We start from the raw sequence: 24,427 nt of genomic DNA, 5'->3' as shown, positions 1-24,427 counted from the left end.
CCATGCGCCAGGCTAAAAAAGTATCAGTGTGCAGTGACAGCCGAGGTGGAGCAGGGCGATGCGATGGGCGTATGGTGCGTCGATGCGTGCGCCAACAACGACAAAAAAGGGGCAGACCATGCCTGCGAGCCGAACCGCCTTATTCGAGCAGTTGCCTGCCGAGCTGGAAATCATCCTGCCGGCGCCCCAGCAGAGTTTTCGCTGGTACGAGCACGACTATCCCTATGCGCTTGCGCGCTGGAATCACCATCCCGAGTACGAGATTCATCTGATCCGCAAAGGCAGCGGCAAACTGGTGGCGGGCGATTACATCGGCGCCTTCGGCCCCGGCCATGTGGCGCTCATTGGCCCCGATTTACCCCATGACTGGATGGGCGATCTTGCGCCGGGGGAGCACCTGCAAGGCCGGGACGTCGTGCTTCAGTTTGACGGCGCGACGTTGCTGGCACTGCGCGAGTCGATGCCTGAGCTGGGTGAATTGCAGGGATTGTTCGACCGCGCCCGTCGCGGGCTGGAATTTACCGGCGAGACCGCCCTGCGGGCCGCCGACCTGCTCGAGCGCATAGGCTCGGCGAGCGGGTTACAGCGCTTGCTGCTGTTTCTTGAGCTGCTCAATACGCTGAGCGGAGCGTCTGACAGAGAAGCCCGTACGTTGGCGAGTGCGTGTTATGCGCCGACACTGGATGCCAAAAGCGCCGAGCGTGTACACCGGGCGTTCGACTACCTGCAGCGGGAGCTCACGGGGGATATCAGGCTGTCGGTGATCGCCGAGCGGTTGCACATGAGCGAACCGGGGTTCTCGCGGTTCTTCAAACGCGCCACGGGGCATGGGTTCATCGACCTGATGCGCAAGCTGCGCATTCAGAAGGCCTGTCGGCTGCTGCTGCAGACGCAGATGTCCATTGCCGATGTCTGTTTTGAGGTGGGTTACATTAACCTGTCGAATTTCAATCGACATTTTCGCTACGAGATGAAGCAGACGCCGTCGGATTACCGAAGAGCCACGGCGGCGGCTTTATTCAGCTTGAACACGTTCAAGGCGTCGTAGGCGATCTTTACCGTGTTGAGATGAACCCATGCCACGTCCAAACGATGGCTGGGCGCCGATAGGGAGGCAGCTGACGGTCAGTCAGCGCCGCCCCCCGGTGATCTCACACTCAGGCCAGTGCCTGACTCACGCCTGTTCGTCGTGCTCGGTCGCATCATCGTCGTGCTTGAGCGCCGGCTTCATGCCTGGCTGCGGCGCGTGCACGGCATCCGGCGCGACTTCTTCGCCGTGGTTCTTCTTCTCTTGCTGGACTTTTTTGTCGTGGGCGACGTTACGTGGATCGGTCATGGGAATTCCTTGATCTGGCAGATGATTCGAATGCCCACCGACGCAACACGTTAGCCGTGAGTGTCGGGGCAAGGTTTGGAGTCAGTGCCGGCTTCAGCGTTCAGTGCATTTCAAACCGCGATCACCGAGCTGAAATACCTGACTCGAAATAGCTGATCGGCAATGGCCGACCCACCATGACCGGGAAACCGCGCGCAAGAGGAGATTGCCAGCGCATGTGCCCGCGAACTTTCAGCCGGCTTGCTGCGCAAACGACGAATGGGTGTAGCAGAACAGGCTGGAAGCCGGCTTCGGACGGCCGTACAGATAGCCCTGGGCGTAGTTGCATCCGCTGTTGGCGAGCCACGACGGCAGGTGAGGCAGGTGAAACTCCTCGACGCCTTCAGCCGTGACTTGCATTTTGAGGCTGCGCGCCATGCCTAGAATCGCTTCGACCATCGGCAGGTGATCGGTCTGCCCGGGCTCAAAGAACGACCGGTCTATTTTGATCTTGTCGATGGACAGGCGGGTCAGGTGATACAGGCTTGAATAACCAATCCCGAAGTCATCGAGCGCTACGGTAACGCCGTGGTCGTGCAATTTGCTCAGGTTCTGCCGCGCCACGTCCAGGTTGCCGACCAGGGCCTCCTCGGTGATTTCGACTTCGAAGCGATGAAACGCAAACTGCTCTTGCCTAAGCTGCTCCAGCAACTGATCGGGAAACAGCGCGTCGGTCACCATGCCGGCGCTGACGTTCATTGATAAGCGCAAGCGGTCATCCCAACGATTGGCCGCGCGACAGGCTTGCTTGATCAACGAGTGCGTCATGGACGGGATCAGTCCCAGGCGTTCAAGCACCGGAATGAAGTCGGAAGGTGGGGCGGTGCTGCCGTCGGGCTTGAGCCAGCGCGCGAGAACTTCAAAGCCCACAACCTCTTGAGAAGGGAGCGCGACGATCGGTTGAAAGTACGGCACGATTTCGTCTGCTTCCACCGCCCGTCTCAGTGCCAGTTCCAGATCGGCCTGGGCCCGGCGCTGCTTTTCATATTGGCTGTCATAAAAGTTATAGGTTGAACGCCCGTCTTCCTTGCCCCGATACATTGCGGTGTCGGCACAGTGCAGCAATGCCGAAGCGTCCTGCGCGTCTGTCCACGACCGTGCAATGCCAATGGTGGCGCCCAACGCCGAATGTTCGACGGCGCCGGACAATGGCGCGCCGAGCCGGGACACAGCCGCCTCGGCGATCTGGCACAGCTCGGACTGGTGTTTGAACGTGAGAAACAGCAGGCAGAACTCATCGCCGCCCAATCGCACCGCCACGCCGCCGTTATCGTCGGCGATGGCTTCGAGCCTGCGCGCGATTTCCACCAGCACAATGTCGCCGGCGGCGTGACCATGCTGATCATTGACCGCCTTGAAGTGGTCCAGATCGATGAGCATGACGGCCGCGGGCCGTTTCAAACCGAGCTGATTTCGCACCATGTCCATGAAGATGCGACGGTTGATCAGCCCGCTCAGCGAGTCATAAGTGGCCAGGGTTTCAGTCTGCGCCTGTGCCTGTTTCAGCCTGAGGTAGCTGGACCGGGTATTGGCGATCAGGCGTCTGAGCAGAATGGTCGGGATGATCAGTGAAATCAGAGAAAACCCCGTGACGGTCAGGACGAATCGCCATCTTTCGGCATCCTCAAAGTCAGCGTCATAGGGCAGGGCGAGCCAGTGCATGACCCAGGCTTCGAGCTCGAATTCCCACACAATGGAAAGTCCGATCACTGTGGACAGCGTGATCAGCAGCAGTACTGGCAGGCGACAGGGGTTGCGGCGGTGCAGGTCATTCATGTCAGGCCTCACTGGGCCGGAAGGATAATCGTGATGTCAGACTGCCATCTTCTCACATAGGTTCATACCGTTGATCGCAGAGTCCCTGAATAGCTGATCAGCCGACAGACGCTCTGGGCCCCCATCTGCGCAGTAGCAGTAAGGAGGCGAGAACGCCTGCGAGCCCTACGCTTGCGAGCGCTAACCAGGTCTCGACAGGGCTTCGGTTCAATATGAGCCAGCTTCCCACGTAATAACCCCCGGTGCCGCTGAGTGCCCCTATCGCACTCATCAGGCCAAAGAACGTTCCCTGGCTGCCATCCGGTGCCAGCGATGCGGTCATGCTTTCAAGCGTGGGCAACAGGATGGTCTCGACAACGGTGTAGGCCACGATAAACAGCAGAAACCATTCGATGCCGCGCAGCATGGCGACACTGGCGAACGTGACTGCCGCTCCCAGATACGCCCAGGTTGTCAGTGATGCCGGATTCACTTTCGTCAGCCAGCGCTTCGCCAAAAGGATGAACGCCAGACCGACGACCCCGTTTACGACGTAAATGGCGGAAGCTGCATGGGGGCCGGCTAATTGCCCCGCGTACATCGGGAATGCGACGTAGAGCTGCGGGAACAGGAAAAACCATGGCAATGAAACAACGATCAATCGCCACAGCCCGCCGTCTGTAGTCGCAGTTTTCAGGCTTTTAAGGACGGGCTGCCTGCTCAACCTCACTGATGATCCATACGTTGACCGGCAGGCAACGGCGCTGAGACTGATGAACACTACTGCGCTGATGCCGAAGGCCACGCGGATGTCAGCCAGGCCGGCAAGCCCACCGATAATGGGCCCCACCGCCGCTCCGGCGTTCAACATCTGGTTGTTGGAAGCGAAGAGGGCCGAGTGGCATTCTCTGGGTTGCCGGCCGAACACCCCATAAACGCCACCCTCGTAGCAGGCGACACCGGAACCTGCGATCACCGCACAGCCAATCCATGCGCTCACTCCATCGAACGCGCTGAACCCGAGAAATCCCAAGCCCCTCAGCAGCAGGCCCAGGGTAATGACCCAGTGCGAGCCGAACCGATCAGCGATCGCGCCCGCGGCAAGTGGCAGCACTTGTGCGCACAGCAGATTGGCGGACATCACCGACGCCAGTGCAGCTGCGCCGAAATGGAGGTCGGCTGACATGTACAGCGCCAGCAGCGGTATCGTCATGAAATGGGAGGCGTTCATCAGCCCCTGCATCCACAGCAATCTGCGGATATCCAGGGGCCAGGACGGTTGTTCGGCTGGGTCTTCCTTGATCATATTGAGGACTCGTAACCATCAATGATAGTTTGATGGTTACTTAAATCGACGGTCTTCGCAACAGGAGCGGGCATGCAGACTCAGAATCAAGCAGCACCGGGCGATCTCGAATGCGTTCGGCGCTTTATCAATACCTGGTCGATTCCCAACCAGACGCGTGTGGAGACGGACGAACTGCCGCAGCTATGCCATAACGCCGAGCGATGGCGCGACGAGCTTTCGCTTCGTCCCCCGGCCGCCAGCGATACGCTGGACAGACTGCTGACGTTGCGCTCGGACCTGCGCAAGTCCTGCGAGGGTCTGGATGACGGGAGTCATTTGCTTAACGCCTGGTTCTCGCGCGTGGCTCTGTCAGTGCAGGTCAAGTCGGTGAAGGGCGTGCCCCGGATAGTGGTGATGCCGGCCGACGACAGCTGCAGCGCCCACCTATTGGCGGCGGTCGCCAATGCCCTGTCATCAGGGACATGGTCTCGACTCAAGACCTGTGGCGATTGCCGTTGGGCTTTCTATGACAACACTCGCAACGTCAGTAAACGCTGGTGTGGGATGACCAAGGGCGGCGCGGAGGGCAGGGCGTGCGGGACGATTGCCAAGGTCAGCGCCTTCAGAGCGCGCGCTGCAGCGAAGAAGAGCCCGGTAGCGGACAGAGGCTAGCGGCCAGCCTGGCCTGGATGAGAACGCTTGAACTGCAGGACCTGGCTCTTTCAGAGTGGGCAGACGATCGACCAACGCCTCGCAAAACATGACCGAATCATCGGCCGCATGCTTTAAGGTGTCCCTGAAGGCCGACCGATGAGGGTTGGCCCCAGACACGTCAAACCAACAAACAGGAGCCACCCATGACCGATTCTCTGTACGACATTCCCCTCAAGCAAATCGATGGCACGCCAGCCAATCTGGGCCAGTACAAGGGCAAAGTGCTGCTGGTGGTGAACGTGGCCTCCAAATGCGGGCTGACGCCGCAATACGAAGGGCTGGAAAGCCTTTACCAGGGCAAGAAGGACGCCGGACTTGAAGTGTTGGGCTTTCCGGCCAACAACTTCAAGGAGCAGGAGCCTGGCAGTGACAGCGACATTCAGTCCTTTTGCTCCACCACTTATGACGTGCACTTCCCGCTGTTCTCGAAGATCTCCGTCGCCGGCGACGACACCCATCCGCTCTACCGCGAACTGACCGCCGCCCAGCCCGCTGCCACCGGCGACGGACCGTTCCGTGAACGCCTCAAGGGCTACGGCATCGAAAGCGGCGCGGGCACCGACGTGCTGTGGAACTTCGAGAAATTCCTGATCGGGCGAGACGGCAAGGTGATTGGCCGCTTTGCGCCGGATGTGACCGCAGATGATCCACGGCTGACCGCGGCCATTGACGAAGCCCTTGCTGTTTGAAGCATGAATCGTCCGCTGTTCGTTTCGCTGGATGGGCCAAAGGGTGTCGGTAAAACCACTCTGCTGGAAGCCATCACCCAATCACTGAGGGCTGATAAGCACAAAGTGATCCGGCTGAGCGAAAGCAAAAGTGACCCTCACCGGCGTGAAACCATGGCCCTGGTTAACCAACTGGTCAGAGGGCCGGACCGGGATCTGGAGTGGGAGGTGTGCAAGCGTCTGGTCGCCAGCCGTGGCTGGATTTCACGGCACGTGCTGACCAGACAGCCACCTGACAGCATCATCCTGATCGACCGCTGGTACCCGTCCGATGCCGCGTTTCGCCGGACCGTGCCGTTTGCGGACATCCTGCAGTTGAACATCGACCAGGAGGTGCAGGTGCCGGATTTGCACGTCGGGGTCGTGACGGCGGCCGAGGTTTCATGGGCGAGGGCAGCCGCACGACGGCGTGGGTTGAGCAGCACGGTGATTCACAGGCTGGAGGAGCACGCGGCTTGCACTGAGGCGTTTGAGCGGGCGGTCTCTGATAACGGCTGGGTTTTGTGTCGAAACGAAGGGCGGATCGAAGACGCGACGATGCAGGTGGTCGCGGAGATACGCAAGGTGCTGTGATTTGCTTTGCCGTGGAAGGAACCGGGCTAAATGCCTCACATACGGCACGTTCCGGGCCTGTAAACGCAGTTCGGGACCGAAGGAGAAAATCCCCTCCGGTCCCGATCGCCTGTCAACGCGTGACGTCGACGTATTACCCGGCAGCGTTACGCCGAAGGCTTGAGCACCACTTTGGTCCAGCCGTCGTCGCGCTGATCAAAGTGCTTGTAGGCGTCCGGACCTTCGGACAGCTTCAGGCTATGGGAGATGATCTGCGACGGCTTGGCACGATCGTGGTGAATCAGCTCGGCGAGGCGACGGTTGTACGCCTTGACGTTGGCCTGGCCGGTACGGATCTGCTGACCCTTGAACCAGAAGGAGCCGAAGTCGAAGGCCATTTTGCCTTCCTTCGCCAGATCGCTCGCAGCGTTCGGGTCCTGCGGCACGAAGACACCCACGACACCGATACCGCCGGTGGGCTTGGTGGAGGCCACCAGGTTGTTCATGGTTTCGTGATTGGCTTCATGGCCGTGCTTGTCGCAGCACTGATAACCCACGCATTCGCAGCCACGGTCCGTGCCTTTGCCGTTGGTCAGGTTCATGATCTGCTCAACCGCCTGGGTCTGTGCCGTGTTGATCGGCGTGGCGCCCAGTTTGGCTGCCAGGGCGAGACGGTCTGGGTGGTTGTCGACCACAAAGACTTGTGAGGCACCTTTGATCATCGCGGCATGGGCCGCCATCAGCCCGACCGGGCCTGCGCCGTAAATGGCGATGCTCTCACCTGGCAGCAGGCCGGACAATTCAGTCGCGTGCCAGCCGGTAGGCAGGATGTCCGACAGCATGACGTAGTCGTCTTCTTTCTCCTTGGCATCTTCAGGCAGCACCAGGCAGTTGAAGTCGCCATACGGCACGCGCAGCAGTTCGGCCTGGCCGCCCTCGTAAGGCCCCATCTCGGCAAAACCATACGCGCCCCCAGCACTGCCGGGGTTGACGGTCAGGCAGTAGCCGGTGAGACCACGCTCGCAGTTTTCGCAGAACCCACAGCCGATGTTGAACGGCAGGCAGACCATATCGCCCACTTTCACGCGATCGACCGCGGCGCCCACTTCGATGACTTCACCCAGGTTCTCGTGACCCAGAATCCGGCCCGTCTCGAAGCTGGTGCGGCCTTCGTACATGTGCAGGTCGGACCCACAAATGTTGGTCGTGGTAATGCGGACCAGGACATCGGTCGCTTTTTCGATTTTGGCATCGGGAACGTTCTGAACGCTGACGTCGTAAGGACCGTTGTAAATAATGGCTTTCATGGGTTCTCCAGAAGAATGAGGTGCAGATACGGACATATATGCGCCAGATTTAGTACGACCGTGCCGGCCTGTCGTTCAAAGAGATTGGCCGGGAGTGACGAACGGTAAATGCTGGCAAAAGGCTCTGACACGCGGCTTGTGGCCAGTCGATGGCCAAAAACATCACGGCGTCTATGCAAGCCGTGGCAGGTCCAACAGGGTGAGCTCGGTCTTCCCACCTGGCGTTGAAACCCTGCTGCGGGTCGACGGCGGTGTGGTCAACGACACCGTGTGAGAAGCCTGAGCGATTGTGCGGCTGAAACCGGTCCTGCGCAGACAGACTGCGGGCACTCAGGAGGTCAGCGCCGGCGCCTGGTCATCGCCTGCTCGCAACCAGCAACGCCAGCACATCCTCGGCCAGCACCGGTGGGCTGAGCAGAAAACCCTGAGCATAAGGGCAGTCCAGCTCCCTGAGCTGGTCGAGTTGGCCGAGGGTTTCGACGCCCTCGGCAACAATCGCCAGGTCCAGCGCCTCGCCCAGGGACAGGATACTTTTGACGATGGCGACGCTGCGCTCATGTTTCATCATGCGCGTGACGAATGACCGATCGATCTTGATGGCGTCGATGGGGTAGCGGTCGATGTAGCCCAGGGAGCTGTAGCCGGTGCCGAAATCGTCCAGCGCAATCCGGATGCCTTGGGCGCGAAGGTCTTCGAGGGTCTTGGCGACCATCTCCGGTTCATGCAGGAACACTGACTCGGTGATCTCGATCTGCAAGGCACGGGCATCGAACCCGGTCTCTGCGATGATCTCGGCGACCTGAAGGGCGAAGTCTTTGCGGTTGAGCTCGACCCCTGACACGTTGACGTTCAGCTTGATGCCGCCCGAACCGGTGGCGGCAGCCCACTTCTTGACCTCGCGACAGGCGTTGCGCATGACCCACTGACCCAGATTGCAAATGACGCCAATGTCTTCGGCGACGCTGATGAACACATCAGGGGCGACAATCCCCAGGGTCGGGTGGCGCCACCTGACCAATGCTTCAACGCCCACTATCGTTTCAGTGGTGATGGAGAAGATCGGCTGGTAGACCAGATAGAACTCGTCGCGGGTAATTGCGTGCTTGAGCGCATTCTGCATCACCAGCAGGTCAATCGAGGCCTGGCGCATCGAGAGGTCGAAGACGGCCCAGCTGCCACGGCCTTTCTTTTTGGCGGCGTACATGGCCACGTCCGCGTCACGGATCAGGTCTTCGGCGGTGGTGTGCTGAACGTCCAGCGTCGCAATGCCAATGCTGCAGGAGATAAAGAGCTGTTGCCCGTCGATGGCGGTCGGCAGGCTCAGGGCGTGGGTCACGCGCTTGGCCGTCTCGATGGCCTGTTCCTGATGGCCTTCGTCGGTCAGCAGGATCGCGAACTCGTCGCCACCGATGCGGGCGATCACCGCCGAGGGATCAATGCACTCGCTCAGGCGTTCTGCAACGCTCTTGAGCAAGATGTCGCCCGCATGATGCCCCATACCGTCGTTGACGTATTTGAATCGGTCCAGATCCAGGTACACCACCGTGGCCGCGCCGGGTTGATCGGCGTTCCCCTTGCTCAAGGCCGAATGGATGCGGGCCATGAAATAGCCGCGGTTCTTGAGCCTCGTCAACTCGTCGTGGAACGCTGCGTAGGACAGTTCGTCCTGAATGCGCTCCCGCTCGATCAGCCGTGACTCGAGCGCCACGCGCTCCTCACGATCAAGCTGGGCCTGGCGAAAGTTCTGCTCTGCGTCTTTACGTTCTGTGATGTCGCGCTGCACGGAAACCCAATGGGTGAACCAGCCTTTCTCGTTGGCGACCGGTACGATACTGAGCTGCACCCAGAACTTGGTGCCGTCACGACGGGTGTTGATCAGCTCGACCTCGACGGGATCCCAGCGCTGCAGCGCGTCCCTGATCTGCTGAAGCGTGGCGCGGTCAGTCTCGGCGCACTGCAGAATCCGGGGCGTCTTCCCCATGACTTCTTCCAGGCTGAACCCGGTGGTGGTGAGGAACGCCGGATTGCAATACACGATGCGCGGGCCGGGCAGATCGATGGGTTCGGCTTCGGTGATCAGGATGGCGTCCTTCGCGTTGACCACCACCGACTCCAGCAAGCGCAGGCGCTCGATGACCGCTGATCCGCCAGCCGCCTGTGTCGGGGTCAACTTGAGGGAGTCGTAGAGATCGGCCGCATGGGTCTGCACGCCATAGATGTGCGCGGCGCTGAGACGTTTGTGGGGAAGGGGGATCGTCATCAAGACCGCGCCGGTCAGGGCGGCGTTGCCATCGCGAATGGCGACGCAGACCAGCGACTCGTTGACCACGCGATCCAGCCCGGCAGGCAGCGCGGCATCAGCGGGCATGGCCTCGCCAACGTCGACGACGTCGCCGTAGGACAACACCATCTTCAGCCATCCACCGGTGATTTCGTCTGCGCGCACCTCTGGTGCCGTGCCGTAGGTCGCCACGGTGCGCCACTGCTCTTGGTCTCGCACGATCAGGATGGCGCCGGTCGCCCCGGTCAGGTGGGAAGCCGCGTCCAGGAAATGACCCAACACTTCATGATTCTTCAAACCGAGATGAGCCTTGCCGGCCATATGCATTACCTGAAAGAGGGACGATGTACCAGGTGGACATTCGACACGCGTAGAGATCGGGAACCAGTAGCAGCCGCGCAGTAGAGCGTGTGCACCTGGCGCCGGTTAGCACTTTCGGTATCGGCGTGGCGACGAAGTTCAACAGGACCCTGTGGCAAACAATCTGCGCGAAATGAGGAAGTGACCAAGGGGTGGCCACTCCGTGATTTCACTATGACATCATCGAAGGGGGGCTCGATGGAAAATATCGCTCCATACGTGGTTGCAGCGAAGACACTACCACGCGCTGGACAGCTAAACGCTCCGTCTTTGGGACGGTCTTGTCATCCGCGACGAAGGTTCAAACCTATACAGCATTAAATAAATGTACAACCCTCGCTAAAGTTCATGGCATCCGCTGCCGATCGAATATCTGAAACGTTTAATCCAAGGCGAGCACCCGTAAGTCCGGCCTGAGCGCGCCTCTGTCCGAGGCGTTTCGCGGATAAAAAACAGCGGTCGCCTAACGCTTTTCAGGGAAGGAGCCCCGCCCACTCAACATCATTTAGCTAGCGGACCTGCGCCATGAACAATAAATCCAATGCCACTGCAGAACTCGCCCAAACCGGCGCCGACCTGAACTCTCTGCTGAGCGCGATTGACCGCTCCCAAGCCGTCATCGAATTCGATCTGCAGGGCAATGTGCTGTACGCCAACCAGAATTTTCTCGACTGCATGGGCTACGACCTCGATGAAATTCGCGGGCGCCATCACCGGCTGTTTTGCATGCCCGACTATGCGACCAGCAAGGAATACCTGATGTTCTGGGAGAAGCTGGGCACCGGCAAATTTGACGCCGGCCAGTACCAGCGTCAGGCCAAGGACGGGCGCCAGATCTGGCTGCAGGCCACTTACAATCCGGTGATGGACAACAACGGCAAGCCATTCAAGATCGTCAAATTCGCCAGCGACGTCACTGAAGTGCGCAATCGCAATGCCGAGTGGGAAAGCAAAATCGAGGCGATCGAGCGCTCCCAGGCGTTGATCGAGTTCTCCCCTGACGGCTATGTATTGACCGCCAACAGCAAGTTTCTCTCGGCCATGGGCTACACGCTGGATGAAGTCGTGGGCCAGCACCACCGCATGTTTTGTGAGCCGGAATACGCAGCTTCTCTGGTGTACCGCGAATTTTGGGAGAAGCTGGGCAGAGGCGAGTACGACTCCAACGAGTACAAGCGGCTGAGCAAAGACGGTCGGGATGTCTGGATTCAAGCGTCCTATAACCCGATTCTCGATGCCCAGGGCCAGACCTACAAGATCGTCAAGTTCGCCACCGATGTGACCGAGACCAAACTTCGCACGATGGAGCACGAAGGCAAGGTCAACGCCATTAACCGCGCCCAGGGCGTGATCGAGTTCGAACTGAGCGGCAATATCCTCTCGGCCAACGCTAACTTTCTGGATCTGGTGGGGTACCGGATGGAGGAATTGAAGAACCGCCACCATTCGCTGTTTTGCGAACCCGAGTACGTCAAAACCACGCCTTACCGGGAATTCTGGGGCGCACTCAGCAGCGGCAAATTCTTCACCGGGCGCTTCATGCGCATCAGCAAGTACGGCCAGAAAATCTGGATTCAAGCGACCTATAACCCGGTGTTCAACGCGACGGGGCAACCCTACAAGGTGGTCAAGTTCGCCACCGATATTACCGCTCAGGTCGAGCTGGAAGAAGCCATTGAAGCCAAGACCCAGGCGATGGATGAGTCAGTCACCCGTCTGATGGACGCCATTGCCGAAGTGGTCAAAACCACCGGCGACGCCAACGATCAGGCACGCATTACCCAGGATGAAGCTCAGCGTGGTTCCCAGACCCTCAACGAGGCGTCCGCAGCGATGGACACCATCGGCAAATCGGCTGAGGACATCCAGGAAATCATTGAGGTGATCAGTACCATCGCCGGTCAGACCAACATGCTCGCGTTCAACGCCGCGATTGAAGCGGCACGGGCGGGTGAACATGGTCTGGGCTTTTCAGTGGTGGCCGATGAGGTGCGCAAGCTGGCTGAAAAGTCTTCCCACGCCACCACCAAAATCAACAAATTGATCCAGGAGACGGTTCGCCGCATCAATTCCGGCAGCGAGATCTCCCGCAGCGCGGGCAGTGCGTTCGAGCGGATCGTGGCCGGGGTCGAAAAGACCAATGGTGCGATGAGTACCATCGGTGCCGCCACGCAGGAACAGCATCACCTGGCTGAGCGGGTATCGGAACTGATCGGCGAGCTCAACCGTATCAAGCTGGCGACCGGGTTGGGCAAGGGCTTGAGCGCCCCGGGCCAGGTTGAAAGCCTATGAGCGAGGCCCTTGCGTTTGGGGTAGTCAGGCTGGGCGGGCTGGAAGTCGCGATTGACGCCCAGGCACTGGAGCAGGTGATCAACTGGCCCGCGCGGCTGCAGCCTCATCCGCTGCAGGGCGGCGCCTTGCTTGGCATGTTCAGCCTGCGCGGCAAGGCCCTGCCACTGATTGAGCTGCGGTCGTTGCTGGGTGCGCATGACGTCTCCTGCCATGATCCGTTGGAGATGGTTGCCATCGTCAACCATCAAGGCCGGCGCCTGGGCATTGCGGTCAGCGGCGTCAGTGACGTGATGAAAGTCGAAGTGCGAAACCTGTGCCGTCTCGGCGGCGAGGGCACCGCGGTCGCGCTGCTGCCAGAACTCGTGCTGGTGGAAAATGAGCGAATGATTTACCGGCTCGACCTGGATGCGCTGTGCGGTTTGCCTCAGGTGTTGACTGCGCAGTCCAGGGACGTCGGCGACACGGCGCAGGTTCAGGACCCGTCCCGGGAGCTGCATCACTTGCTGTTGTTTGAGTGCGAAGGAAAGCGCTATGCGCTGGACGCGAGGGCGATTACCGAGCTAGTGGACCGCCCGGACATGCTGCCAAGCAAATTGGGTGGGGATTATTGCCTGGGCGTCGTCAACCGCCGTGGCATTGATGTGCCTGCCTTGAGCCTGAACCGGGTACTGGGCATTGACTCCCCGGCGACGGCGCAGGCGCAGGCGGCCCAGAACCAGAATCAGAACCAGTTGCTGGTGTTGACTTCGCGAGAAGGCTATCGCATCGGGCTGGTGTACGACCGGATGATTTCGATTGTGCGCAAGCGTGCTCACGAAATCCTGCCGTTGCCCCGCTATGGGTTACGGGAGCCGGGCCTGTTTGCCGGCGTTGTCGGGCTGGAGAACGGAGAGCAGGCGTTGTTGCTTGAGTACCGCGAGTTGCTCGAGCGCAAGGAGACGCTCAGTTTCGCCAGGATCTATCAGACCAGCCCGCCCAGCCAGGACGCGCCGGGTTCTCGTCTCATGCAGATGAACCAGACCTGCCTGGTGTTCCAGGCGGCCCAGCCGTTCGTGGTGCCCCTTGATCAAGTGCTGGAAATCCTCGACATGCCCGAGCACTTCGTGCGGTTTGCGCAAGAAGAGACGCATCTGCTGGGCAGTTTCAATTTGCGGGGCGAGCAGATCCCGCTGGTTTGCCTGAGCAGCTTGATTGAAGGCACAACATCTCCCGGCAATACGCTGGAGCGGGTGCTGCTGGTCAAGGGCGAACGTCATAGCTTCGGGCTGGTGGTCAACCGGACCGACTCCATCGAAACCTTCACCCATCCGGCCTCCGAGCACCCCGAGGGTTGGGAGCACGGCGCAAGCGTCCGGGGTTCAGTCAATGACCGCATGCGCAGCCTGGTGAGTATCGGCAAGGGTGATCAGGTCCGCTGGATGACGCTGATCAATCTGAGCAACATCGTCAGAGGGTTGGAGATGACCGGGACTGAGGTGCAGACCCAGCGCCTCGCGGGGTAAGCCAGGGGCATTTGCCTCGCTGACGCTTCACGCATCAGTGAGCTGAAACCGGTAGCCCACGCCATACAACGATTCAATGGGCGTCTCACCAGGGCAGGCCTGCTCCAGCTTGCGCCGCAGGTTGCGTATATGGCTGTCCACCGTACGGTCAGTCACTACGCGGTGGTCGGAGTAGAGCTTGTCGAGCAGTTGATCCCGGGAAAAGACCCGGCCGGCCGAACGCGCAAACGTGCTGAGCAACCGCAGTTCAAGGCGTGTCAGGTCCAGCTCGACACCATTGAGTGACGCGCGGTGTTGTGCGTCATCAATGATCAGCCGCGGCGCAGCGCCGGTCAGCAGTTGCGGGCCGCGGCGCAGGATGGCTTTGACCCGGGCCACCACCTCGCGGGGGCTGAATGGCTTGCAGATATAGTCGTCCGCGCCCAGGTCAAGGCCCCGGAGGCGATCCACTTCTTCGACGCGAGCGGTGATCATGATGATTGGCACGGTGCTGAAACCGCGCAGGTCCTGGCAGACCTGCATACCGTCGCGCCCGGGCAGCATCAGGTCGAGCAGAATCAAGCGCGGTGTCTGGGCGCGCACGGTCGGCACCACTTGCAAGCCGTTGTCCAGGCGTCGGGTCGGGTAGCCCGCGGCGATCAGATAATCCTGCAGCAATGCGGCCAGCTTCGGTTCGTCTTCAACGATCAGGATCGGGCAGTCGTCGGTCATGGTTCAGATATTCCGTGGCAGATGCAGGGTCAGCCAAAGCCCACCGAGGGGCGAGTGAGCGGCGCTGAGGCTGCCGCCGTGGGCGAGGGCGATGCTGTGACAGATCGCCAGCCCCAGGCCGGCTCCGCCACTGGCCCGGGCGCGTGACGATTCGCCCCGATAGAAACGTTCGAACAGGCGTGGCAGTTGCTCGTCCGACACCCCGGGACCGGAGTCGAGGAATTCGATGCATACGTCGTCGCGATCAAGGACGGCCCGGATGTGGATCAGCCCGTTTGGGTCGGTGTAGCGCACGGTGTTTTCCAGCAGGTTGGAAAACAGTTGCTGCAGGCGATTGGCATCGGCCGACAGTTCCAGAGGCTGGGACGGCAGGTCCAGTTCGACGCGCAAGTGCCGGGCGTTCAAGCGCTCCTGGAACATCGACACGCTGTCCTGCAGCAGTTGATCAAGTGCGCAGGGCTGTTTTCGGTAGGTCAGTGCGCCGACATCCGCCAGGGACAGCTCGTATAAGTCATCCACCAGTTTGCTGAGCATGCTGACCTCACCTTGCAATGACTTCATCGACCCCTGGTTGAGGGTGCGTACGCCATCTTCGATGGCCTCCAGCTCACCCCGCAATACCGAAAGCGGGGTGCGCAACTCGTGGGACACATCCGCCATGAAGTCGCGGCGCATCTGTTCGTTGCGTTCCAGGGTGTAGGCGAGCTGATTGAAGTCACGGGCCAGTTGGCCAACCTCGTCATTGGACGCCACCGCCACCCGCCCGCTGTAATCGCCGCTGGCCAGGCGATGCGTGGCGGCGGCCACCCGCTTGACCGGCTCCAGCAATGTGCGCGCGATCCACCAGGCAATCAGCATTGCCAGCAGCAGCGAAAAAGCCCCCATGACCAGGCTGGTGCGCAACTGGTATTGCTGGAACCGTTCGCCGCCGGCTTCCGTCACGCTCTGGAACGGGGTAACGGCCAGCCAGCCGACGGTTTCATCCGCCACCACGATCGGGCGTAACAGGGCGTCGTTGCCGATGTCCGGGTAGCCGTTCACGCGTTTTTTGTGTTGATCCAGCAACGCGATGCGAAACAGCGCGCCCGTCAGGTCCGAGGCCAGGGGTGTGCGCAAGTCATTCTTCGACGGATCCTCGCCGAGTTCCGGCCGCATGATGTCAAACCAGCGGTCCGGCTGGTTGCGCAGGAATTCCCAGTTCCCCTCACGGGCGTAGGCACTGGCCAGGCGCGGTAACACCGGCGCCATGCGGTCCAGCGCCTGCTCATTGAGATAGCCCAGAAAGCCCCGCCCGAAACTCCAGCTCGTCGCCAGGCCCATGCTCAGGATGACCAGCAGCACGCCAGCCAGTACGGCGATAAACAGCTTGGTGGAGATGCTCAACTTCATGGAGGCCGGCCGGTAAGAAGGGATGGGGCATTTAGGCCCTCACGAAAGAAAGATTCAAGCCGGCCGGGCAATCTTCAATTTTCCTGCACATTTGCCTTGCACGATGGCGCCGACTCAAGCCATTCCGTCTTGCAGAGGCAGCTATGTCGACGAAAATACTCGCCAAATTCCTGGTAACCGCCGCGGTTCTCCTGGCCCTGATCATTCTGGTTATCCTGGGCGGTTGCTCCGGCGGCGAACCTGCCCCTGAAGCGGTGATCCCGAAAGTCTCGGTGATCACCATCCAATCCCAGAGCCAGGTGCTGACCACCGAGCTGGCGGGGCGCACCCAGGCCTTCATGGTGGCGCAGATTCGTCCGCAGGTCGGTGGCATCGTCCAGCGGCGTCTGTTTGTCGAGGGCGCGGATGTGAAGGCCGGACAACCGCTGTACCAACTGGATCCGGCAACCTATACCGCCGCGCTGGCCCAGGCTCAGGCAAGTCTGGCCAAGTACCGGGCCACGCTCAACTCAGCCCAGGCCACGGCCAGGCGCAACGCCGGGCTGGTCAAAATCAACGCCATCAGCCAGCAAGACAACGAAGACGCTCAGGCGACCTTGCTGACGGCGGCCGCCGACGTAAAAGTCGCCGAGGCCGAAGTGCAGACCGCCCGGATCAATCTGGCTTACACCCGTATCACCTCGCCGGTCAGCGGCCGGATTGAAACCTCCACCGTGACCCCGGGGGCGTTGGTGGTGGCCAATCAGGACAGCGCATTGACCACGGTGCAGCAACTCGATCCGATTTATGTGGATGTGACTCAGTCGACCACCGAACTGCTGCGGCTCAAGCGTGACCTGGCCAGCGGCGCCTTGCAGTCCACTGGCGAGGGCGAGGCACGCATCAGCCTGACACTCGACGATGGCAGCACCTACACCCACGAGGGGCGGCTCAAGGTCAGCGGCGTCAGTGTCAACGAGGGCACGGGCACCGTCACCCTTCGGGCTGAATTCGCCAACCCGGATCACCTGCTGTTGCCGGGCATGTATGTCCGCGGGGAGCTGGAGCAGGCGCGCAATGACCAGGCCATTCTGGTGCCGCAAAAAGCCGTGAACCGCAGCGCCAGCGGCCTGACCACGGCGTTGCTGGTGGTGGACGGCAAGGTGCAACAGCGTGAGCTGACCATCGATCGGGCCGTGGGCAATCAGTGGTGGGTCACGGGCGGCTTGAAGGCGGGTGATCAGTTGATCGTCGAAGGCGGACAAAAAGTGCGTGCCGGTGCCGCCGTCCAGGTGCAGGACACGAGTGATCAGGCAGCCACACCGTCCACCCCCGTGAAGGAGGGTTGAACGTGGCGCACTTTTTCATTGATCGACCGATTTTCGCCTGGGTCATCGCGATCGTGATCATGCTCGGCGGCGGCCTGTCCATCAGCCAGTTGCCCCTAGAGCAATACCCGGATATCGCGCCGCCGACCGTCAAGATTTCCGCCACGTACACCGGGGCCTCGGCCAAGACCGTGGAAGACTCGGTGACCCAGGTCATCGAGCAGCAAATGAAAGGGCTGGATAACCTGACCTACATGTCGGCCACCAGCAGTTCGGCCGGCAGCGCCAGCATCAGTTTGACCTTTACCGCCGGCACCGACCCGGATGTCGCCCAGATGCAGGTGCAGAACAAGCTGCAACAAGCCGAATCAAGACTGCCGCAAACGGTACAAAGCGAAGGGCTGACGGTGACCAAGGGCGGCTCGGACTTTTTGATGATTGTCGCGCTGGCGTCGGCCGATCCCAGTGTCACGGGCACCCAGATCGGTGATTACATCTCCACCACCTTGCTGGACTCGATCAGCCGGATAGACGGTGTCGGCGACGTGCAGACGCTGGGATCAGGCTACGCCATGCGTATCTGGCTGGACCCTGCGCTGCTGGAAAAATACGCGCTGATGCCTTCGGACGTCAGCAGTGCCCTGGAGGCGCAGAACACCGAAGTCTCTGCCGGCCAGCTCGGTGCCTTGCCGGCCGTCAAGGGGCAGCAGTTGAACGCCACCATCAGCGCCCGCAGCAAACTGCAAACCGTCGACGAGTTTCGCAACGTGGTGGTCAAGTCCGACAGCGATGGAGCCGTGGTCCTGCTGGGCGACGTCGCGACCCTGGAGTTGGGCAGTGAAAGCTACGACATCAGTACAGCGCTCAACGGCAAGCCCGCTGCGGCCATGGGCGTGCAACTGGCGGCAGGCGCCAATGCGCTGAGCGTCGGCGACGCGGTCAAGGCCAAGCTCCGGGAAATGGAGCCGTTCTACCCCACAGAAATGCAGTTGAAGAACGTGATTGCCTACGACACCACGCCCTTTGTGAGCCTGTCCATCGAGGAGGTGGTCAAGGCCCTGGGCGAGGCGATCGTGCTGGTGGTGTTGATCATGTTTCTGTTCCTGCAGAACCTGCGCGCCACGCTGATACCGGCGATTACCGTGCCGGTGGTGCTGTTGGGCACGTTCGGCGTGTTGTCGCTGTTCGGCTACTCGATCAACACCCTGACCATGTTCGCCATGGTCCTGGCGATCGGCTTGCTGGTGGACGACGCCATCGTGGTGGTGGAAAACGTCGAGCGGTTGATGGGCGAGGGGATGTCGCCCATGGCGGCCACGCGACAATCGATGAGTGAAATCAGCAGTGCACTGGTCGGCATTACCCTGGTGCTGAGTGCGGTGTTCATCCCCATGGCGTTTTTCGGCGGCTCCACCGGGATTATCTATCGGCAGTTTTCCGTGACGATCGTCTCGGCCATGGTTCTCTCGGTGTTGGTGGCCATGACCCTGACCCCCGCGTTGTGCGCTTCGCTGCTCAAAGCGCACGACGGTAAGACGCCGGGTGCTCAGGGCGGGTTCTTCGGCTGGTTCAACCGCACCTTTGAACGGGCCAGTGCCGGTTATGAGCGCTGGGTCGGTGTGGTGTTGCGGCGGTGGGGGCGCAGCTTGTTGCTCTATGGGCTGGTGCTGGTGGTCATGGCGGTGGGCTACATGAATCTGGCCACCTCGTTCCTGCCGGACGAAGACCAGGGAATTCTGCTGGCACAGATCCAGTTGCCGGTAGGCGCGACGGACAGCCGCACACAGGCCGTGATCAAGCAGTTCGAGGAGTACATTCTCAAACAGCCCGAAGTCGAATCGATGATCAGCATCAGCGGGCTGGGTATGGGCGGTAACAGCCAGAATACCGCGCGGGCCTTTATCCGCCTCAAGGACTGGGCCGAGCGTGGCAGCTCCGGCCAGGATGCGGCCTCGATTGCCCAGCGGGCGACCATGGCGCTGTCCAGCATCGGTGATGCCGACGCATTCGTCATGCAGCCTCCAACGGTGCGCGGCCTGGGCCAGAGCTCGGGCTTCGACCTGCAACTCAAGGACCTTGGCGGTCTCGGCCATGATGCGTTAGTGGCGGCTCGGGAAAAGTTGCTTGAGCTGGCCCGAAAGGACCCGCGCCTGCAGGGGGTTCGCAGCAATGGCCTGGACGATGCGCCGCAGCTGAAGATCAGCATCGACGACCGCAAGGCCGGCGCCATGAGCCTGAGCACCAGCGACATCAACGCCACCTTGTCGACGGCCTTGGGCGGTACGTATGTGAACGACTTTCTCAACCAGGGCCGAGTGAAAAAAGTCTATGTGCAGGGGCAGGCCTCCTCACGCATGCAGGCGGCGGACCTTGATCATTGGTTTGTCCGCAACAGCAACGGCGAAATGGTGCCGTTCTCATCGTTTGCCAGCAGCGCGTGGAGTTACGGCTCGCCGTTGCTGGAGCGCTACAACGGTAATGCGTCCCTGGAAATCGTCGGCGATCCCGCGCCAGGGGTCAGTTCCGGGGACGCGATGAACGCGGTGCAAGCCATCGTCGGGCAATTGCCCCAAGGCATCGGCTACGAGTGGACCGGACAGTCCTATCAACTGCGGCTGTCCGGCTCCCAGGCACCGCTGCTCTACGGGATATCGGTGTTGTTTGTGTTCCTGTGCCTGGCCGCGCTGTACGAGAGCTGGTCGGTGCCGTTTTCGGTGATTCTGGTGGTGCCCCTGGGGGTGATCGGTGCAGTGCTGGCGACCCGTGTCGCCGGGTTGAGCAACGACGTGTATTTCCAGGTGGGTCTCTTGACCACCGTGGGGCTGGCGGCGAAAAACGCGATCCTCATCGTTGAGTTCGCCAAGCACCTGCAAGAGCAGGGCAACAGCGTGATCGACGCCACGCTGATCGCGGTGCGGCAACGCCTGGGGCCGATCCTGATGACGTCCCTGGCGTTCATGTTCGGCGTGTTGCCACTGGCCTTGAGTACCGGCGCAGGCTCCGCCGGGCGTCAGGCCATCGGCACGGGCGTGCTGGGCGGCATGTTCAGCGCCACGGCGCTGGGCATCTTCTTTGTACCGCTGTTCTTTTTGCTGATTCGCCGCCGTTTTGGCCGCGTACGCAACGCTAACCAATCTGCCCCGACAGGTGATGCATGATCAAATCACACTGGCCTCTGCTGGCCGCCCTGGCCCTGGGCGGCTGCGTGAATCTGGCGCCGCAGTATGAGCGGCCTGAAGCGCCCGTCTCCGAGCAATGGCTGCCAGCCGCCAGCCTGCCAAAAGGGCAGGTGAGCGCAGACATCAAATGGCAGCAGTTTTTCACTGACCGTCGCCTGGCACAGGTGCAGAGCTTGGCGCTGGTCAATAATCGCGACTTGCGCCTGGCCAGCCTGAACGTCGAAAAGGCCCGCGCGCAATACCGCATCAAGCGCGCGGACCTGTATCCTGCCATTGACGCAAGCGTCAGCGGCACCCACAGCCGCACGCCGGGAGGGCTGTCCAATTCCGGCTCTGCGGTCACCACCCACGATTACAGCGCTGAACTGGGGCTGAGCAGTTATGAGCTGGACGTGTTTGGCCGGGTACGCAACCTGCGTGACGAAGCGCTGGAAGACTACCTGGCGCTGACGGAGACCCGGCGCAGCACGCAGATCAGCCTGGTGGCCGAGGTCGCCACGGCCTGGCTGACGTTGGCCGCCGACAACGAACGGTTGCTGTTGGCCCAGGAAACCCTCACCAGCCAGTTGGCCACCTACGACCTGACCCAGCGCAGCTATGCCTTGGGCGGGTCTGCGGAGTTGGCCGTGGCCCAGGCCCAGACCACGGTCGAAACGGCTCGGGGCGATGTGGCCTTCTATGAGAGCGAGATTCTGCAGGACCGCAACGCCTTGCGCCTGCTGGTGGGCAGTGATGTGCCCGAGGCGCTTTTGCCGGGCACTCACCTGGAGTCGGCGGCGGTGTTGGTGGACATTCCGCCAGGCTTGCCCTCCAGCCTGTTGCAACAACGCCCGGATGTGTTGTCGGCGGAGCACACGCTCAGGTCCGCCAACATCGACATTGGCGCGGCCCGTGCGGCGTTCTACCCCAGCATCAGCCTGACCGCCAGCGCCGGCTCATCCAGCGCTGCGCTGGCCGGCCTGTTCAAAGCCGGCAGCGGGGCCTGGACCTTTGCGCCGAGCATCAGCGTGCCCATTTTCAACGGGGGAAGTCACCGCGCGACCCTGGATTCGGCCAAGGTCGAACGTGACATTCAGGTGCAGACCTATCAGCAAACCCTGCAGACCGCGTTCCGTGAAGTGGCTGACGCGCTGGCCGTGCGCAGTACCCTGGATCGCCGTATCGCCGCGCAACAGGCGCTGACCGACGCCAGCCGCAAAAGCTTCGAACTCTCGGATGCGCTGTATCGCGGTGGCTCGAAAAGCTACCTCGAAGCCCTGGATGCACAACGCTCGCTCTACAGCGCCCAGCAAGACCTGATCACGCTGCGCCTGACCGAGCAGAGCAACCGCATCACCTTGTACAAAGTGCTGGGGGGCGGCTGGTACTGAGGGTGACGGCGAAACGCCGCTGCCACGTGCACACACACACAACAACCGCAGCGATGGAACGGCGTGCGCACCACAAATCGGGTTACTTCACTCACTGGGGAATAAATATGTGCGCTTTTCGTTCCGCACTCAGCCGTCGCCTTCAAGGGCTCACCTGCGCCTGCCTGATCACCGTTTCACCGCTTTGCCATGCGGATCCGGAAACGGACCCATGGGAAGGTTTCAACCGGCCTGTGTTTTCGTTCAACGACACCCTGGACAGGTATGCGCTCAAACCCCTGGCTCAAGGTTATCAATTCGTCACCCCCCACCTTGTCCAGGATGGGATTCACAACGTGTTGAACAATCTGGGTGAGGTGAAAAATCTGGCCAACAATCTGCTGCAAGCCCGGTTTCACAGCGCCGGCGTTGATACGAGTCGATTTTTGTTCAACAGCACGATTGGCCTGGCGGGCTTGATCGACGTTGCAACGCCGATGGGCTTGCCCCGCAGTGACGAGGACTTTGGCCAAACCCTCGGTCGCTGGGGTGTCGCGAGCGGCCCGTACCTGGTGCTGCCGTTGCTGGGGCCGAGCACACTGCGCGATGCACCGGCGATCCTCCCCGATGCCTACGCCAACCCGATTCGCTACATCGGCGACGTCCCAACGCGTAATAGCCTGTATGGCGCGAGCATCATCGACGGACGGGCTCAATACCTGAAGTCTGAAAAGCTCATCACCGGCGACAAGTACAACTTCATCCGAAGCGTCTATCTGCAAACCCGAGCGTTCAAGATCAACGGGGGAGAGGTGCAGGATGATTTTTGATCCGCTGGACGACCCGCAAAACGGCGCGTGCCACAATGAGGCACCGCAACGGGCTTGCCAGATTTAAGGCCAGGGATCGAAATCCCTGGCTGGGCACAACCCTTTCAACTGGCCTTGGGCTCTCCCTGCCCGATTTGCCAGACATAGGGTGGCTCGGTGCCGTTGATACTCCAGTCACCGACGATCTTGGCCTTGTAAATAAGCGGGTTATGGGACGCGACGGTCCGCGCATTACGCCAGTGTCGATCCAGGGCTTTATTGACGCTGATGCCTGAGGCGCCAAGCGCATTGAACAGGTCGGTAGCGGCTCGCAGAATCAGGTCAGAGACGACGACCTGTGCTTTTGCCGTTTCGATTTCCGCCGCAATGTTTGCCGTTCGTTCTGCCTCGGCATTCCCCGAAAAGCGAGCCTCGTAGGCTTGCTGCAACGGCCTTGCAGAGCGAAGGGTGGTTGCCTGTGCAGCGTAAACCTGCGCGGAAATCTGACCGACCACTTGTTGGATCTGAACATCGGCGCTCACGCGGCTGGCATTGCCGTGGCTGTAAACACGTGTGCGCTCGCGGATCTGCTGGGTAATGTCGCGTTCTATCGCCCGGCCTGTGCCCGCCAATACGGCGAGCAACACCAGTTGGTAGAACGCGGTTTGATAGTTGAAACGGTTTTCAAAGGGGATGATGTGTGTAGCGGGAACCGGCACGTTATTGAACACTGTGGTCCCGCTGCCGGTAGTGCGTTGTCCAAAGCCATCCCAATCATCACTTTGTTGTACGCCGGCATGACGGGCATCCACGACCGCAATCACGTCCGCCCCAGTGTCGGAACGCTGCGCGTACACATCGATCCAGTCAGAAAACAGACTGCCGGTGCTGTAGTATTTTTTGCCGCTCAAAAGAAACTGCGCTCCGTCCGGAGTCGCTTTGGTGATGACTTCACCGAGCTTTACATCGCCTGTTTCTGTCCAGGCGTTACCCACTAAATCGCCTTCAACGAAGCGCCGGAACCATGTGTCGCGTTCGGCCGTCGGGGGCGAATTCAGTTGATCTTCTACGAAGGCAAAGTGGCCGCGCAGGGACTGCGGAATATTGGAGTCGGCTTCGGCCAGTTCGATCAGCAACTGGAACAGTTGCTCAACAGAAGCGCCGGCGCCGCCATATTCCTTGGGCACTCGGATGGCACCGAACCCGGCCTGTTTGAGCCACTTGATGGGCTCGTATGGGAGAGTACGAGCGTTTTCTCGCTCTACGGTGCCCGCTGCAATGTGCTGGAACAACGGCCGAAAACGATTGGCGAGTGCTTCATAGTCGGTGCCCAGAGAAAGCGGATTGTTTGGCGTGTCAGGCATGGGGAACTCCCGTGATGATGAAAGCCGCTCGGTGGTAACGGCGTTAAATACATCCGATGTGCATGCACCATGCCGAAACATAAATAGCCGAGTCATCGCGGTGAATCCGTTGAATCCACGGACGCTGCTGTTGATGCATCAACAGTTGTGCTGTTTCGCTGGCTG

Annotated in this window: 18 protein-coding genes; 10 read left to right on the top strand and 8 right to left on the bottom strand. The window is 60.8% G+C overall.

Annotated elements, in window-relative coordinates; translation table 11 throughout:
• Positions 1–118 precede the first annotated feature (118 nt).
• Positions 119–1,048 (top strand): helix-turn-helix domain-containing protein, encoded by a 930-nt coding sequence (locus SLW75_RS04585; protein WP_410933671.1) that lies wholly within the window; start codon positions 119–121, stop codon positions 1,046–1,048.
• 126 nt (positions 1,049–1,174) lie between these two features.
• On the opposite strand, the gene SLW75_RS04580 is transcribed toward SLW75_RS04585, so the two are convergent.
• The 3 genes from SLW75_RS04580 to SLW75_RS04570 form a co-directional block, all read right to left on the bottom strand.
• Complete coding sequence (locus SLW75_RS04580; RefSeq protein WP_141695236.1) at positions 1,175–1,336, bottom strand: hypothetical protein; 162 nt, start codon at positions 1,334–1,336, stop codon at positions 1,175–1,177.
• A gap of 231 nt (positions 1,337–1,567) precedes the next feature.
• The gene (locus SLW75_RS04575) at positions 1,568–3,151 is read right to left on the bottom strand and encodes a putative bifunctional diguanylate cyclase/phosphodiesterase (protein WP_410933670.1); all 1,584 of its coding nucleotides are present in this window, start codon (positions 3,149–3,151) and stop codon (positions 1,568–1,570) included.
• Positions 3,152–3,248: 97 nt separating this feature from the next.
• Positions 3,249–4,436 (bottom strand): MFS transporter, encoded by a 1,188-nt coding sequence (locus tag SLW75_RS04570; protein WP_410933669.1) that lies wholly within the window; start codon positions 4,434–4,436, stop codon positions 3,249–3,251.
• A gap of 72 nt (positions 4,437–4,508) precedes the next feature.
• On the opposite strand from SLW75_RS04570, the gene SLW75_RS04565 reads away from it, so the two are divergent.
• From SLW75_RS04565 to SLW75_RS04555, 3 genes are all read left to right on the top strand, one after another.
• The gene (locus tag SLW75_RS04565; RefSeq protein ID WP_410933668.1) at positions 4,509–5,090 is read left to right on the top strand and encodes a CGNR zinc finger domain-containing protein; all 582 of its coding nucleotides are present in this window, start codon (positions 4,509–4,511) and stop codon (positions 5,088–5,090) included.
• A gap of 185 nt (positions 5,091–5,275) precedes the next feature.
• Positions 5,276–5,821, top strand: coding sequence for a glutathione peroxidase (locus tag SLW75_RS04560; protein ID WP_192131551.1), 546 nt, complete (start codon positions 5,276–5,278; stop codon positions 5,819–5,821).
• 3 nt (positions 5,822–5,824) lie between these two features.
• The gene (locus SLW75_RS04555; RefSeq protein WP_410933667.1) at positions 5,825–6,433 is read left to right on the top strand and encodes a dTMP kinase; all 609 of its coding nucleotides are present in this window, start codon (positions 5,825–5,827) and stop codon (positions 6,431–6,433) included.
• 146 nt (positions 6,434–6,579) lie between these two features.
• Here the strand turns inward: SLW75_RS04555 and SLW75_RS04550 are convergent, their stop codons facing one another.
• Positions 6,580–7,719 (bottom strand): glutathione-independent formaldehyde dehydrogenase, encoded by a 1,140-nt coding sequence (locus SLW75_RS04550; protein WP_192174678.1) that lies wholly within the window; start codon positions 7,717–7,719, stop codon positions 6,580–6,582.
• A gap of 355 nt (positions 7,720–8,074) precedes the next feature.
• Positions 8,075–10,321: a putative bifunctional diguanylate cyclase/phosphodiesterase gene (locus tag SLW75_RS04545; protein ID WP_141695237.1), complete on the bottom strand. Its 2,247-nt coding sequence runs from the start codon at positions 10,319–10,321 to the stop codon at positions 8,075–8,077.
• 564 nt (positions 10,322–10,885) lie between these two features.
• Between SLW75_RS04545 and SLW75_RS04540 the strand changes: the two genes are divergently transcribed.
• Complete coding sequence (locus SLW75_RS04540; RefSeq protein ID WP_410933666.1) at positions 10,886–12,652, top strand: PAS domain-containing protein; 1,767 nt, start codon at positions 10,886–10,888, stop codon at positions 12,650–12,652.
• Positions 12,649–14,154, top strand: coding sequence for a chemotaxis protein CheW (locus SLW75_RS04535; RefSeq protein ID WP_410933665.1), 1,506 nt, complete (start codon positions 12,649–12,651; stop codon positions 14,152–14,154). Before SLW75_RS04540 ends, SLW75_RS04535 begins: the two co-directional genes overlap by 4 nt.
• Positions 14,155–14,181: 27 nt before the next feature.
• Here SLW75_RS04535 and SLW75_RS04530 read toward each other — a convergent pair whose 3' ends face one another.
• Together SLW75_RS04530 and baeS are read right to left on the bottom strand one after the other, a co-directional pair.
• Positions 14,182–14,865 (bottom strand): response regulator, encoded by a 684-nt coding sequence (locus SLW75_RS04530; RefSeq protein ID WP_410933664.1) that lies wholly within the window; start codon positions 14,863–14,865, stop codon positions 14,182–14,184.
• 3 nt (positions 14,866–14,868) lie between these two features.
• Positions 14,869–16,254 carry a sensor histidine kinase efflux regulator BaeS gene (gene baeS, locus SLW75_RS04525; RefSeq protein ID WP_410933663.1) on the bottom strand — a complete coding sequence of 462 codons (1,386 nt, stop codon included), beginning with the start codon at positions 16,252–16,254 and terminating at the stop codon, positions 14,869–14,871.
• Between the two features lie 143 nt (positions 16,255–16,397).
• Between baeS and SLW75_RS04520 the strand changes: the two genes are divergently transcribed.
• From SLW75_RS04520 to SLW75_RS04505, 4 genes are all read left to right on the top strand, one after another.
• A complete protein-coding gene (locus tag SLW75_RS04520; RefSeq protein ID WP_410933662.1) occupies positions 16,398–17,582 on the top strand; it encodes an efflux RND transporter periplasmic adaptor subunit in 1,185 nt (394 codons plus the stop codon).
• Positions 17,583–17,584: 2 nt separating this feature from the next.
• Positions 17,585–20,719: an efflux RND transporter permease subunit gene (locus SLW75_RS04515; RefSeq protein ID WP_410933661.1), complete on the top strand. Its 3,135-nt coding sequence runs from the start codon at positions 17,585–17,587 to the stop codon at positions 20,717–20,719.
• The gene (locus SLW75_RS04510) at positions 20,716–22,110 is read left to right on the top strand and encodes an efflux transporter outer membrane subunit (RefSeq protein WP_410933660.1); all 1,395 of its coding nucleotides are present in this window, start codon (positions 20,716–20,718) and stop codon (positions 22,108–22,110) included. Before SLW75_RS04515 ends, SLW75_RS04510 begins: the two co-directional genes overlap by 4 nt.
• 107 nt (positions 22,111–22,217) lie before the next feature.
• A complete protein-coding gene (locus SLW75_RS04505; RefSeq protein ID WP_244656929.1) occupies positions 22,218–22,919 on the top strand; it encodes a VacJ family lipoprotein in 702 nt (233 codons plus the stop codon).
• Positions 22,920–23,023: 104 nt separating this feature from the next.
• Here SLW75_RS04505 and SLW75_RS04500 read toward each other — a convergent pair whose 3' ends face one another.
• Positions 23,024–24,262, bottom strand: coding sequence for an acyl-CoA dehydrogenase family protein (locus tag SLW75_RS04500; RefSeq protein WP_410933659.1), 1,239 nt, complete (start codon positions 24,260–24,262; stop codon positions 23,024–23,026).
• Positions 24,263–24,427: the final 165 nt, after the last annotated feature.

The sequence above is a fragment of the Pseudomonas sp. W5-01 genome (assembly GCF_046540435.1).
GTDB classification, from domain to species: domain Bacteria; phylum Pseudomonadota; class Gammaproteobacteria; order Pseudomonadales; family Pseudomonadaceae; genus Aquipseudomonas; species Aquipseudomonas graminis_B.
The sequence above is the reverse complement of the archived record's forward strand: the minus strand, read 5'-3'. Positions and strand labels throughout refer to the sequence as shown.